We start from the raw sequence: 12,935 nt of genomic DNA on the forward strand, positions 1-12,935 counted from the left end.
GGGCGTTGTTGAATAAATCGAACTTTTGGCCGGCACGCGGATCAGATCACTCTCCTTCTGTCAACATAGCGACATTCCGTGGCCCAGCAAAAGTTCAAAATCACCAACTGGAAGGCTTACAACAACGCCCTTATCACTCGGGGTTCACTCACTTTCTCCGTGGATGAAACGGCACTTCACGCCTGGTACTGCGAGGCAAAACCTTCTCGGCGTGGTCGCCCACCACATTATTCCGATATGGCAATCACCAGCGTATTGATGCTGAAACGGATTTTCGGCCTGACACTTCGCGCCCTCCAGGGCTTCATCGACTCCAGTGTCACACTGATCAAAGTGCCGTTGAATTGCCCGGACGACACCTGCATCAGTAAGCGGGCGAAGTCCGGCCATGTCCCGTTTAAAACCGCAACGCCAGGTGAAATTGCGCACCTCGTTATCGACTCTAGCGGGCTCAATGTGTTGGGTGAAGGGGAGTGGATAGCAAAAAAACACGGTCAGGAAAAACGGCTTATCTGGCGAAAATTACATTTGGCCGTAGATATAGAAACACATGAGGTCATCTGTGCTGACCTTTCCTTGAGCAATGTCACCGATACCGAAGCTTTCCCAGGTCTTATCCGCCAGAGGTACAGTAACATCAAAGTCGCCTCGGCGGATCGGGCTTAGGATACGCGAGTGTGTGATGATGAGTTAAGGGGCAAGAAGCTCAAGGCGTTAATACCGCCCAGCAGCGGAGCCCGTTATTGGTCGGCAGACTATGCAGAGCAAAATCAAGCGGTGGCGAACCAGCGCCTTACCGGAGACAACACACGGTGGAAAAATATCACAGGCTACCACCGACGTTCGATAGCGGCACCAGCGAGGTACAGAGTAAAACAGCTATTTGGTAGTCACCTGTCGCTGCGAGATTATGATGGGCAAGTTGCAGAGGCGCTGGCCATGATCTGTGCACTAAACAAGATGACGCTCGCCGGTATGCCAGAAAGTGTACGCCTTGCCTGAAAGCTGCCCATTCAGGGGACTCTTTATTCCAAATCCGATTTATTCAACAAAGCCTGCTATACCCTGAATAATTCCAGTTATAGGAAGGCAGCAACGCAGCGACAAATTGATCGGGAATCGATTTGAACAGCGCTTGCGCTGAGCCGCAGGCTGAACCTAAGGGATAAGGTTCATTAACCCCTAGGAGCTTACATCAGTAATGTGACTGCGGTGAGTGAGGAAAGCTAACGCACAGGCAACTTAAATATGACGGGGATAAAACCAGATAGTGAGATGGCAAAGTACGTAGCGTTCTCCACCACCAGTGACTCGAAAGTGTTGCAATAGGTTAATTTTATTTCACTACGTATGGCAGATGTGAAGTGCAGATCGAGAACATTACGCCATTTCGTTGCGCGGTTAGCGCACCCAATCCAGCGCTTGTTCCACCACTTGAACATCAGCTCCCGGCTTATGGGCGTTTTCGCTCAGGTGGTGACGCCACTGCCGTGCGCCCGGCACCCCCTGAAACAGGCCAAGAACATGGCGGGTAATATGGCCCAGATAAGTACCATTGGATAGCTCACGCTCAATGTATGGGTACAACAATTCAATGATCGCCACACTGTCCTTGACTGCACCCTGAACGCCAAATAGCTCGTTGTCAACCCGCGCCAAAATACCGGGGTTCTGGTAGGCTGCGCGACCCATCATCACACCATCCAAATGCTGTAGGTGCTGCTGTGCCTCTTCCAGCGTCTTCACACCGCCATTGATGGCGATGGTCAATGCTGGGAAGTCTCGCTTCAGTTGATACACCCGTGGATAGTCCAGCGGCGGCACTTCGCGGTTTTCTTTCGGACTGAGGCCAGATAGCCAAGCCTTGCGCGCATGGATGGTGAACATAGCGCATTCACCACGGCCAGCAACGGTGGCGATGAAGTCACACAAAAATTCGTAGCTATCCTGATCGTCGATGCCAATACGTGTCTTGACCGTCACTGGAATTGACACCACGTCACGCATCGCCTTGATGCCATCGGCGACCCGTGCCGCCTGTGCCATCAAGCAGGCACCGAACATGCCATTCTGCACCCGATCAGATGGGCAACCGACATTGAGGTTGATTTCATTATAGCCGCGCTGTTCTGCCAGCTTGGCGCACTGCGCCAGAGCAGCAGGATCGCTGCTACCCAGTTGCAACGCCACCGGATGTTCTTCTTTGTTGTGGGCTAAATAATCGCCCTTACCGTGGATAATCGCGCCAGTAGTCACCATCTCGGTATAAAGCAGCGTTTCCTTGGTCAGCAAACGGTGAAAGTAACGGCAATGACGATCAGTCCAATCGAGCATCGGGGCAATGGAAAATCGTGAAGGGCTGTATTTCGGCGCTACACCAATATTTTTGATGCTCTGGTGGGAATTCGGGGTTTCTTTGTTTTCGTGCATTTTTTGTCTTTATGATGTCGTATTTTTTATTTATCAGGACACCACTGAGGACACCCTAGACCTGGTGTCCTCAGTGCCTAAATCTGACATGGGACATACTTAAGATGGCATACTATACCATAGACAAAAGAGCGAAAGCAGATGGCATGGTTAGATACCGCTGATCCGTTAGCATCAAGAAAGATGGTAAGAGGGTCTATAACGAAAGTAAAACCTTCACAAAGCAAGCCCATGCAAAAACATGGGGTTCTAAACGTGCAATTGAAATCGAGCAGTCAGGGATACGTAACCCTAACTACTTAACCAAAATGAAAGTTGGCGACCTGCTAAAAAGCTACATCAACGATCTCAACCTCGGTGGCAAAGCAGGACGCACCAAACGTTATGTACTGGATATGTTGCTGGACTGCGACATAGCCGAAATCACCCTTACAGACCTATCAACCAGCCATGTTATTGAACACTGCCGCCAGAGAAAAGGCGCTGGCCATTCCACTATTAAGTTATCTCTCTTCCGTTCTAGCGTCTGCCAAACCTGTCTACGGTATCGACTACACAAGCAACCCTGCAACCGATGCAAGACCGCTACTGCTCCAGATGGGGCTAATTGGCAAATCTAAACGCCGCAGCAGCCGCACGGCAAGCGACGAGTTGGATAGGTTACTGGCAAGGCTTGGGGCCAGAAGCGATCACGTCGTGGTAAAAACCCCCTTCGTTGATATTCTGAACTTTTTAATCCTCAGTTGCATGAGGTGGGCGAAGTGTGCAAAATCCGTTGGGAGGACGTGGACGAAAAACAAAGGGCCGTACTGGTCAGAGACAGAAAAGATCCGCGCAAAAAATTAGGTAACCATATGCTGGTACCACTTCTCGGCGATGCCTGGAACATAGTGCAACAACAGCCTAAAACAAGCGAGTTAATTTTCCTCTACAACTCCCCCCCTACAACTCCCGTTCCGTAACGGCGGGTTTTCAACGTGTAAGGAATGCTCTGGGTATCGAAGACTTACGCTATCACGATCTGCGCCGGGAGGGAGCAAGCCGTTTATTTGAGGCCGGATGCAGTTGCCCAAGTTACCGGCCATCGCTCGCTGAACGTTTTATGGCAGGTTTATACAGAGCTATATCCCAAATCCCTGCATGAAAAATGCGAATCTATTAGTAAAAAATAACCCCTATAACCCCGAAAGAGGTCGACCGTTAAATTAATAAGAGTTATTATAACCCCATAAAAAAATACAGAGAGCCGGAGTATGGATAGCAGGAATGCAATAGCAATGATAGAAGCTGATGGGTGGGATCTGGTGAGAGTAAAAGGTCGTCATCACCAGTTCAAACACCCAACGAAAAGGGGCTGGGTAAAACATCCTCAAAAGGACATACCGCTACCGACACTGAAAAGTATCAAGAAACAGGCGGGGCTTTAGGCGCCACCTCTTGGAGGTTTACATGTTGTATCCAGTTGCTATTGATAAAGGCCATTCATCCTTCGGCGTTCGCGTACCTGATATTCCCGGCTGCTTTTCTGGCGGCGACAACTATCAGGATGTGCTTGAAAGCGTACGTGAGGCTATCGACGCACATATAGAATTACTGGTGGAAGATGGTGAAGCGGTGCCGGAAGCGACAAGCGTGGAAAATTGGCTGACCGATCCAGATTATACAGGCGTAGTGTGGGTGCTGGTTGATGTAGACGTTACCCGGTTGATGGGTAAAGCGGAAAAAATCAACGTTACACTCCCCTCGTTGCTGATCCGCCGTATCGATAAATTTGTCGCTGCAAATCCTGAGTACGGTAGCCGTTCCGGCTTCCTGTCACGCGTGGCGGCTGATAAAGTGATTGGACGATAAAAACGTTAAGCCTTGCAAGAGGCTTTTGGTTGGAAAACACAAGGCTAATACAATTGGACTCAAAAATCCCTGAAAAAATCTACTCTCTTGATGTGCTACGGAGACTGTAATTTAAATTGTGTAATTGCTTGTTTTTGATATGTTCTTCCTGACAACGGAGACAGGAAAATTATGGACGAAAAGAAACTTAAAGCACTTGCTGCTGAATTGGCCAAAGGCCTTAAAACTGAAGCTGACCTCAACGCGTTTTCTCGTATGCTGACCAAGCTCACCGTCTAAACCGCCTTGAATGCTGAGCTTACCGAGCACCTCAGTCACGAAAAAAATGCCTCTAAAACAGGTTAGAATACCCGCAACGGTTACTCGTCTAAAACGTTGTTCACTGATGATGGTGAGATCGAGCTGAATACACCCCGTGACCGTTAAGGCTCCTTTGAACCCCAGTTGATAAAGAAAAATCAGACGCGTATCACGCAGATGGACAGCCAGATTTTATACTTGTATGCCAAAGGGATGACCACAAGGGAAATCGTTCGTGTGTTGTCTCCGGTAAGACGCTGGTTCGCCACCGCTTGATTTCGCTCTGCATACATAGTCTGCCGACCAATAACGGTCTCAGCTTCTGGGCGGTATTAACGCCTTGAGCTTATTGCGCCTTAACTCATCATCACACACTCGCGTATCCTAAGCCCGATCCGCCGAGGCGACTTTGATTTTACGGTACCTCTGGCGGATGAGACCTGGGAAGGCTTCGGTATCGGTGACATTGCTCAAGGAAAAGTCAGCACAGATGACCTCATGTATTTCTGTATCTACGGCCAAATGCAGTTTTCGCCAGATCCGCCGTTTTTCCTGACCGTGTTTTTTTACCTTACACTCCCCTTCACCCAACACGTTGAGCCCGCTAGAGTCGATAACGAGGTGCGCAATTTCACCCAGCGTTGGGGTTTTAAACGGGACATGGCCGGACTTTGCCCGCTTACTGATGCAGGTGTCGTCCGGGCAGTTCAACGGCACTTTAATCAGTGTGACAATGGAGTCGACGAAGCCCTGGAGGGCGCGCAGTGTCAGGCCGAAAATCCGTTTCAGCATCAATACGCTGGTGATTGCCATATCGGAATAATGTTGTCGGCGACCACGCAGAGAAGGTTTTGCCTCGCAGTACCAGGAGTGAAGTGCCGTTTCATCCACCGAGAAAGTGAGTGAACCCCGAGTGATAAGGGCGTTGTTGTAAGCCTTCCAGTTGGTGATCTTGAACTTTTGCTGGGCCACGGAATATTGCTATTTTGACAGAAGGAGAGTGATCGGATCCTCGTGCCGGCCAAATGTTCGATTTATTCAACAACGCCACACCGAGGTTGTCAGTTATTCGCTGTTTTGTTGCTTTAGCGTCAACATCAACCCTTTGCGCCGCTTCATCCGAGCGATGCAGTTTTTCAAGCGTATCACCCAGCCAAGCATAGTCGTAGACGTATGGCCGCTGTTTCAGCGCTTCGAGGAAGGCGTCAGTCGCCTGCTGCCATTCGCCGTGCTTCATCAGCAATTGCCCCAACGTACTATTTAGTAGCGGTGTTGCACCATACTGTTTGACCTGCTGATGCAGCGCTTTCTCCAACCGCTCCAGGTTGCCAGATTTCAGCAGTGGGATCAGCAGGACTAAATGTTCGTCATAGTGGCGTTTTAAGCTGTCCAACACAATCTCCTGTGTCATTTCGTGGTCGTTGCATTCGATCAGGTGTTCCACCATGGCGATTTGCAATGGCACTTCATGGCGGGTTTTGCGGCTTTGATCTTTCCACCAGCGCTTCAGCCCGTCACTACCCCCCGCTCTGCGGCCATCGCCTGATTCATCAGCCCAATATAAGCTTTCTGCTGCAACGCCTGTAGCTCGTTTTCGCTTTGCAGTTCAATCTTGTGCATCGATGGCAGGATCTCCAGCAGCGAATTGTAGGCACCCGTGCGCAGGTAAGCCTGCTCGGCTAGCCGTAGTACTTCCGGATGGCACGGAGCTTGGTTCAGCAGGCGATCAACGCCATTACGCGCGGCATGATCCTCGCCTTGTGCTAGCTGAATGCGCACTCTAGTGATGTCCACGGGTAACTGATCGGTGTCTGCGACCTCGGCGGCTCGCTCCAGATATTGATTAGTGCGGAAGTCATCGCCGCGCTGTTGGGCAGCTTCGGCAGCCAGCAGGTAGTTCACCATCGGCTGTTCAGCATGATCGGCATTACGCGTCAGCAGGCTCTCAACTTGCTTATAGTCGCCTTCCGCTAACTTGATGAGTGCGGCCTTGGTCTGAGCACGGGCACGGCTACGTTTACGGCCAATAAAACAGCTGCGAGTGCGCGCACCCGTGCGGAAGATGTGGCGCAGCACCCATTCGATCGCCATCAGCATTACTACTAGCAGCAGCACCATGATCATCAGACCGGTGACGCTGGTTTCAATGTTGTAGTTATCAGTCTGAATCAGTACGTAGCCTTGATGCCCAGCTAACATTGGCCCGAACACTACACTGACAATCAGCACCAGGAACAAAAATAGCACGCGTAACATGGCTTATCCCTCGTGGTGGACGGCAGGGGAATGAGAAAGCAGATTGCGCAGCCGTGTCTGCATGACTTTTTCCAATAGAGGCTGGCTTTTAAACCGTTCTGGCAGATCCATAGAGATCGACTGCTGGCTCAGTGTATCCAGTTCTTCGAGGAAAGCCTTGGCGGCTGGATCAGTGGTGTTAAAGTAAGCGCGTACCCAGGTGGAAATGGTTTCCAGCAATTGTTTGTAGGTCTCGTTTTGGTGACGAGGGATCGCTTGTGCAGCCACCAGTAGGCGTGAACGGATGTTTTCACGCAGATAGATATCCTCATTCGGGGCTAGCAGCGGTTCGGCGCTAGCATCGCGGCGGCGGAGGGTAATAAAGTCGGCCATAAAGTTGTGCCAGCTTTTGCTCAGATTCTGCCGCCATTCGCCGATCGAGCTGGAAAGCTCATCGCTGTCTTGATCCATTGGTGCTTCGTCGGTTTTGTTCTCCACCAGACGCAGAGTATCGACTTGATTGGACAACTGATTGACCCTGAGGATAATACCATCGAAATCCACTTGAGTTAGGTTGGACAGGGTATTGATGTCTTCAAAGATGGCGCGGCGCACCTCAAGCAGGCTTGGGTCATTCATGTCTGCCAGGCTGGTATCGGCACTCTTCATCAGTGTCGCCGCACTGGTGACGTCCTGATCGCTCCACAGTTTGCGGCCGGCCATTTTTACCAGAAAGTCCGCTTGTGCTAACAGCCAGGTTTTGGCATCGCTGCCGGAAAGGGTGGCAACTTTTCCCTGCAATTCATTCAACTGGCGCGCCAAGGTCGCTTGTTCTCGGTCAGCGGCGTCCAGCCTTTTGCTCCGTTGCCGCAGTAAGCCTTCCAGCACGCTTCTTTCCTGTTGCAAGCTCTGTTTTAGCACATCCAACTGTTGCTGCATTGCCTGGTTAGTGGAGAGAAACAGCTGTGCCTGCTGGCGTGTATGGTAATAGCCGCCCGCACCTAGTGCGATAACCAGCATGATAGCGACCGCACCGAGCATCGTACCAGTATTTTTGCCTTTACGGCGATCATCGTCTGGCTGTTGGAGCTTCTCAGCCGCTGGGGTTGGTTCTTCAACCGGTGTAGATGGGGTATTTTGTTCCGTCATCATGGCACATCCCATAGTCAGGTTTATTTTAACACACGGATCAACGCGTCATTGTCGGCGCTATCGGCTACGCGAATGGTGCTCCAGCCCAAGTCTTGGGCGAGGGTAGCCAAACGTTCACTTACTACGACCAGGCAGCAACGCAACAACCACGAGGAACGATAGTAATCAGGCACTAGAGTATAGAGCTGCTGTAACATTTCACCGCTGGTAACCACTAGCGTATAGACACCAGCACGCTGCCAGTGGGCGCTTTGCTCATTGCCATCGTAATATACCGGGCTGCGTTGATAACATTCATAATAGCTTACGGCGGCACCTCGCTCGCGTAATGTATCGCCGAGCAGCCTACGCCCACCGTTGCCGCGCAGGATCAACACCTGTTTGCCGTCCAATTTCTGTAGCGCTGGCAGCATCAGCAGCGTTTCACTGATTTCGCACCCGTGCGGGTATACCACCGGCAGACTGCTACTGCTGATGCGGTGTAACGCCAACCCGCTGGCCCGACCTATCGCATAATAGGCCAAATGGGTCGGCCATGTCAGCCCGGCGCTACCCATGACCGAGTCGGCATAGTTCACTGAGTGCTGTGACAAAACAAACACCAGATCACCGATGTTGAGTTGCAGCAAGGTCTGTGGCAGCTTCGGCAAGTCGCAACCGGGGGTGAAATCGATCAGCGGCGCATGATAGGCAACCCGGCCGAGTGCGCGCAACCGGTTTACCAGACATTCTCCCGCAGGAGTAGGGCGCGTAACCAGAATCGTCATACCAGCGGATTTCCCTGATAAACATCATGCAGGATTTTACGCGCGCCGCGTGCCAGTAGTTCCTCCGCCAGTTCGACGCCCATTTTTTCGGCGCTGGCAACCGGGCCACGGCATTCGCCACGTAACATTTGGCTACCATCCGGGGAACCAACCAGCGCGCGCAGCCATAGGCTATCGCCGACTAGTTCGGCATAGCTGCCTATCGGCACTTGGCAACCGCCTTCCAGACGGGTGTTCACCGCCCGTTCGGCACGCACTCGAATTTTAGTGGTGGCATGGTTCAACGGTGCCAACAGTGTGCGGGTGGTTTCATCGTCGAGACGGCATTCAATGCCTACCGCGCCTTGACCAACCGCTGGTAGACACTCTTCGGCGCTCAGTGGGCAGCAGATACGCTGTTCCAACCCCAAGCGCTTCAGGCCAGCCACTGCCAGAATAACAGCATCGTAGTCGCCGTTATGCAGCTTTGCCAGGCGGGTGCCAACATTGCCGCGTAGATCGCGCACTATCAGGTCTTGCCGACGTTCTTGTAGCTGGCACTGACGGCGCAAGCTGGAAGTACCGACAACGCTGCCCTGCGGCAGTTGATCAATCGAAGAGAAGCGATGAGATACCAATGCATCGCGCGGATCATCACGCTCACAAATAGTAGTCACCCCTAGGCCAAGTGGGAAACTCACTGGTACGTCTTTCATCGAGTGAACGGCGATGTCTGCACGCTCTTCCAACAGCGCCAGTTCCAGTTCTTTAACAAACAGCCCTTTACCGCCGACTTTCGCCAGTGGCGTATCCAGAATAATGTCGCCACGCGTCACTATCGGCACTAGTTCAACCTGTAAACCAGGGTGGGTGGCTATCAGACGTTGCTGAACATAATGTGCTTGCCAAAGAGCCAGCGGGCTTTGCCGGGTAGCAATTCGAATAATGTTATCTAACATGCTGGTTACCGTTTTTATAATTTTCCCGCCATCCTACCACTGAGCGTCAACACTGTCAGTGTAAGAAGCCACATGTGCTAAAGGTAAAGAAGGGGTAGTTAACATTACAGATATACCCTAAATAATTAGAGTTGCAGGAAGGCAGTAACGCTGGGCTACAGGCTTAACATCTGGGATCAGGTTCATTAATCCCAAGGCATTTACATCATTCAGTGACTAGATTGAGCGAGGAAAACTATCGCACAGGCAATCTGAAGTATGACGGGTATAAGAGCCTCTCGCATTAAACTCAAAATCGTTTTGAGAGGCGGTGACTTAAACAGCGAAGCGTTACATCCTTTACGGTCAATCATCAAAGTGTTAAATTGGTCACGTTTCCGCCAAATATTCTCATAACACTCATGGCGCAATGGAATGCGCATTTTTTCTAAACACTGGGATGATCAGGTGAGACATCTTGTACCTTTACATCGAGACACTGAAGCAAAGACTGGATGCGATCAATCAATTACACATCGATCGCGCCTTAGCAGCCATGAGGCCATTGTTTCAACGGGTATACCGTCTACAACCTGCCCTATTGCACCACTATCATCCCCTAATTCCGGGTTACCTGCACGGTAATGTTCCCCATGGCGTTTGCCTCTACACCCCTGATCAACCCCAACAAGATTACCTTGATGACTTAGCAGATAGCAGATAAATGGGAAAGCCCGTTTGCCAAACCAGCCAGTGATGAACTACGGATTGCCAGCATTTACTCGATGGGTAGCACCTCTTCGATCGGCCAGAGTTGCAGTTCGGATCTCGACATCTGGGTCTGCCACCAGTCCTGGCTAGATAACGAAGAACGCCACCTTTTGCAGCAGAAATGCAGCCTGCTGGAAAAGTGGGCAGCGTCGTTGGGGGTGGAAGTCAGCTTTTTTCTGATCGATGAAAATCGCTTCCGCCATAACGAAAGTGGCAGCCTAGACAGTGAAAACTGCGGCTCTACTCAACATATCCTGTTGCTAGATGAGTTTTACTGCACTGCGGTGCGCTTGGCTGGCAAACGCATTCTGTGGAATATGGTGCCGGGCGAAGAAGAAACGCATTATGACTAATATGTGCTGTCGCTCTACGCACAAGGCGTGTTAACACCGAACGAATGGCTGGATCTCGGTGGCCTGAGCACGTTGTCGGCGGAAGAGTACTTTGGTGCCAGCCTATGGCAGCTATATAAGAGCATCGATTCGCCTTACAAGGCTGTGCTGAAAACCCTGCCACTGGAAGCCTATTCCTGGGAATACCCCAACACCCAACTGCTGGCGATGGATATCAAAAAGCGCCTGCACGCTGGCGAGATCGTCTGCTTCGGACTCAACGCTTACTGCATGATGCTCGAACGAGTCACCCACTACCTGACTGAAATCAACGACCCGACCCGCCTCGACCTGGTTCGCCGCTGTTTCTACCTGAAAGTCTGTGAAAAACTGTCGTTGGCCCAAGCCTGTATTGGCTGGCGGCGGAAAATCCTCAGCCAACTGGTGAGCGAATGGGGCTGGAGCGAAGAGCGACTGGCGATCCTGAACAACCGTGCCAACTGGAAGATAGAACGGGTGTGTGAAGCACATAACGAACTGCTGGATACGATGATGCAAAGTTATCGCAACCTGATCCGCTTTGGCAGCCGCAAGAACCTCAATGTCAGTGCCAGTCCGCAGGATATCGGCGTGCTGACCCGCAAGCTATAAGCCGCCTCTGAAGCCTTGCCCGGCAAAGTAACGCTGGTAAACCCCCAGATCTGTCGGAAAAAGATTTAACCTTTATTTATGTGCCGAATGGCCGCGCCAACCACAACGGCTGGTACTTGTACAACCAGGCACCATCGATAGATTCCATCGTTAGCAATCAACCGATGGAATATAACCGCTAATAGATTCCATCGTTAGCAATCAACCGATGGAATATAACCGCTATCTGAATAAACTGGTAGCCTGGGCCTATTTCAACGGCCTGCTAAGGCCGAAGACCAGACTGAATATTAAGAACAGTAACCGGTGTGATACCGTCAAATTGCAATAATTGGTGGCCGATGTCTCCCATCACTTCCCGCTGCGCCTGCCAGCACCCACGCCGAAAGCGCTGTACTAATTCAACGGTCTATGCACTCTGCATCCGAATAAAGCTAGCTTGGCTATTATACCCTAAAGAATTCGAGTTGCAGGAAGATGGGGAAGAGAGCGGTTCCGCCACCTTGTCGGTGGATGCGTCTTTTGCGCAGAACGACCTGTTTTACGCCAACCTTGACAAGGATTTGTTTCAACACGGGCCATTCGGAAACCGATCGCACACCCTGAACTACTTCTTCCCGCTGGGATATTGGGCATTTTCCGCCAACTACACCGACTACAGCTACCATCAGAACATCCCCAATGCCAACGCAGTACTGCATTACAGCAGCCAGAGCGACACTCTCCAACTGACAGTATCCCGGTTGCTGTATCGCGACCAGTCGCACAAGACCACGCTCAACCTGCGTGGCTACCGTAAGTATTCCACTAATGCGGTGAATGACATCAACATCGACCTGCAAAAACGCCGTACCGCTGGCTGGGAGTTAGGGCTAAACCAGCGCAGCTACCTTGGCCGTACCACGCTGGATGCGAACATCAACTTGCGGCGCGGCACTGGCGTACTTAATGCCTTTCCAGCCCAGGAAGAGGCGTCCCACAGCGGCAGCGCCCGCACAGGTATGCTGCTCGGTGACCTAAGCGGTCAATCAGCCCTTCGCCTGGTGTGAGCAGCCTTGGCGATACTACACCAGCGTACGTGGCCAGTGGAACCAGAGCGCGCTGACGCCTCAGCAGCGTATGGCCATTGCCGGGCGTTACACTCACTGTACGCGGCTTTGACGGCGAACAAATGCTGTCTGGCGAAAAAGGCCAACTGTGGCGCAACGAAATCGCCTGGAATGTGTTTTCACGCGGGCACGAGCTGTACCTGACCACCGACTGCGGCTGCGTAGACGTCCCCAGGCACTCGCGACCTAGTCGGCCATCAACTGGCGGGCAGTGCACTTGGCGTGCGGGGCATGCTGTGGGGACGGTTCAATTATGACCTGTCTGCCGGGTTGCCGCTCTACAAGCCGCAGGGCTTCCACACCTCAGGCGCGACGGCCAGCTTTAGCCTCAGCCTGGAAATCTGAGGCCCAAGCGCCATGATACCGACCCTTTTGCAGATACTGACCTGAACAGACTGACTTTTATCACGGATGTGACCC

General features: G+C 51.8%; 7 protein-coding genes and 7 pseudogenes. 8 read left to right on the forward strand and 6 right to left on the reverse strand.

The features are described 5' to 3' along the window. The first annotated feature begins 5 nt into the window (after positions 1-5). Both AACL06_RS01385 and AACL06_RS01390 read left to right on the forward strand, forming a co-directional pair. Positions 6-167 carry a hypothetical protein gene (locus tag AACL06_RS01385; RefSeq protein WP_339037470.1) on the forward strand — a complete coding sequence of 54 codons (162 nt, stop codon included), beginning with the start codon at positions 6-8 and terminating at the stop codon, positions 165-167. Then, a pseudogene (locus AACL06_RS01390) lies at positions 100-1,002 on the forward strand (IS5 family transposase). Before AACL06_RS01385 ends, AACL06_RS01390 begins: the two are co-directional and overlap by 68 nt. A gap of 399 nt (positions 1,003-1,401) precedes the next feature. On the opposite strand, the gene dusA reads toward AACL06_RS01390, so the two are convergent. After that, a complete protein-coding gene (gene dusA, locus AACL06_RS01395) occupies positions 1,402-2,430 on the reverse strand; it encodes a tRNA dihydrouridine(20/20a) synthase DusA (protein WP_339037473.1) in 1,029 nt (342 codons plus the stop codon). A 173-nt stretch (positions 2,431-2,603) separates the two neighbouring features. Here dusA and AACL06_RS01400 point away from each other — a divergent pair. From AACL06_RS01400 to AACL06_RS01415, 4 genes and pseudogenes are all read left to right on the forward strand, one after another. After that, positions 2,604-3,602: pseudogene (locus tag AACL06_RS01400) on the forward strand (site-specific integrase). 105 nt (positions 3,603-3,707) lie between these two features. Next, complete coding sequence (locus AACL06_RS01405) at positions 3,708-3,857, forward strand: type II toxin-antitoxin system HicA family toxin (protein WP_425336921.1); 150 nt, start codon at positions 3,708-3,710, stop codon at positions 3,855-3,857. A 22-nt stretch (positions 3,858-3,879) separates the two neighbouring features. Beyond that, positions 3,880-4,281: a type II toxin-antitoxin system HicB family antitoxin gene (locus AACL06_RS01410; RefSeq protein ID WP_339037477.1), complete on the forward strand. Its 402-nt coding sequence runs from the start codon at positions 3,880-3,882 to the stop codon at positions 4,279-4,281. 171 nt (positions 4,282-4,452) lie between these two features. Then, a pseudogene (locus AACL06_RS01415) lies at positions 4,453-4,815 on the forward strand (transposase); the annotation flags it as partial. Here AACL06_RS01415 and AACL06_RS01420 read toward each other — a convergent pair. From AACL06_RS01420 to hemC, 5 genes and pseudogenes are all read right to left on the reverse strand, one after another. Continuing rightward, positions 4,815-5,553 (reverse strand): annotated as a pseudogene (locus tag AACL06_RS01420) (IS5 family transposase); the annotation flags it as partial. The pseudogenes AACL06_RS01415 and AACL06_RS01420 sit on opposite strands and share 1 nt — an antisense overlap. 133 nt (positions 5,554-5,686) lie before the next feature. Next, positions 5,687-6,837, reverse strand: a pseudogene (gene hemY / locus AACL06_RS01425) (protoheme IX biogenesis protein HemY); the annotation flags it as partial. Positions 6,838-6,840: 3 nt separating this feature from the next. After that, on the reverse strand, positions 6,841-7,965 hold the full coding sequence (hemX, locus tag AACL06_RS01430) for a uroporphyrinogen-III C-methyltransferase (protein ID WP_339038456.1): 1,125 nt from the start codon (positions 7,963-7,965) through the stop codon (positions 6,841-6,843). Between the two features lie 23 nt (positions 7,966-7,988). Then, on the reverse strand, positions 7,989-8,735 hold the full coding sequence (gene hemD, locus AACL06_RS01435; RefSeq protein ID WP_339037479.1) for a uroporphyrinogen-III synthase: 747 nt from the start codon (positions 8,733-8,735) through the stop codon (positions 7,989-7,991). Continuing rightward, positions 8,732-9,673, reverse strand: a complete 942-nt coding sequence (gene hemC / locus AACL06_RS01440; RefSeq protein ID WP_339037481.1) for a hydroxymethylbilane synthase — start codon at positions 9,671-9,673, stop codon at positions 8,732-8,734. The genes hemD and hemC overlap by 4 nt, the downstream gene beginning before the upstream one ends. Before the next feature lie 457 nt (positions 9,674-10,130). On the opposite strand from hemC, the pseudogene AACL06_RS01445 reads away from it, so the two are divergent. Together AACL06_RS01445 and AACL06_RS01450 are read left to right on the forward strand one after the other, a co-directional pair. Continuing rightward, positions 10,131-11,803, forward strand: a pseudogene (locus tag AACL06_RS01445) (class I adenylate cyclase); the annotation flags it as partial. Positions 11,804-11,885: 82 nt separating this feature from the next. Beyond that, positions 11,886-12,860, forward strand: a pseudogene (locus AACL06_RS01450) (ShlB/FhaC/HecB family hemolysin secretion/activation protein); the annotation flags it as partial. Positions 12,861-12,935 lie beyond the last annotated feature (75 nt).

This window comes from Serratia symbiotica (Periphyllus acericola), from assembly GCF_964019515.1.
In the GTDB taxonomy this organism is placed as follows: domain Bacteria; phylum Pseudomonadota; class Gammaproteobacteria; order Enterobacterales; family Enterobacteriaceae; genus Serratia; species Serratia symbiotica_D.

Excerpts from the sequence above, each read along its gene's own strand:
- hemC (WP_339037481.1), bottom strand. The coding sequence starts at position 9,673 with ATGTTAGATAACATTATTCGAATTGCTACCCGGCAAAGCCCGCTGGCT.
- hemD (WP_339037479.1), bottom strand. The coding sequence starts at position 8,735 with ATGACGATTCTGGTTACGCGCCCTACTCCTGCGGGAGAATGTCTGGTA.
- dusA (WP_339037473.1), bottom strand. The coding sequence starts at position 2,430 with ATGCACGAAAACAAAGAAACCCCGAATTCCCACCAGAGCATCAAAAAT.
- AACL06_RS01410 (WP_339037477.1), top strand. The coding sequence starts at position 3,880 with ATGTTGTATCCAGTTGCTATTGATAAAGGCCATTCATCCTTCGGCGTT.
- AACL06_RS01405 (WP_425336921.1), top strand. The coding sequence starts at position 3,708 with ATGATAGAAGCTGATGGGTGGGATCTGGTGAGAGTAAAAGGTCGTCAT.
- hemX (WP_339038456.1), bottom strand. The coding sequence starts at position 7,965 with ATGACGGAACAAAATACCCCATCTACACCGGTTGAAGAACCAACCCCA.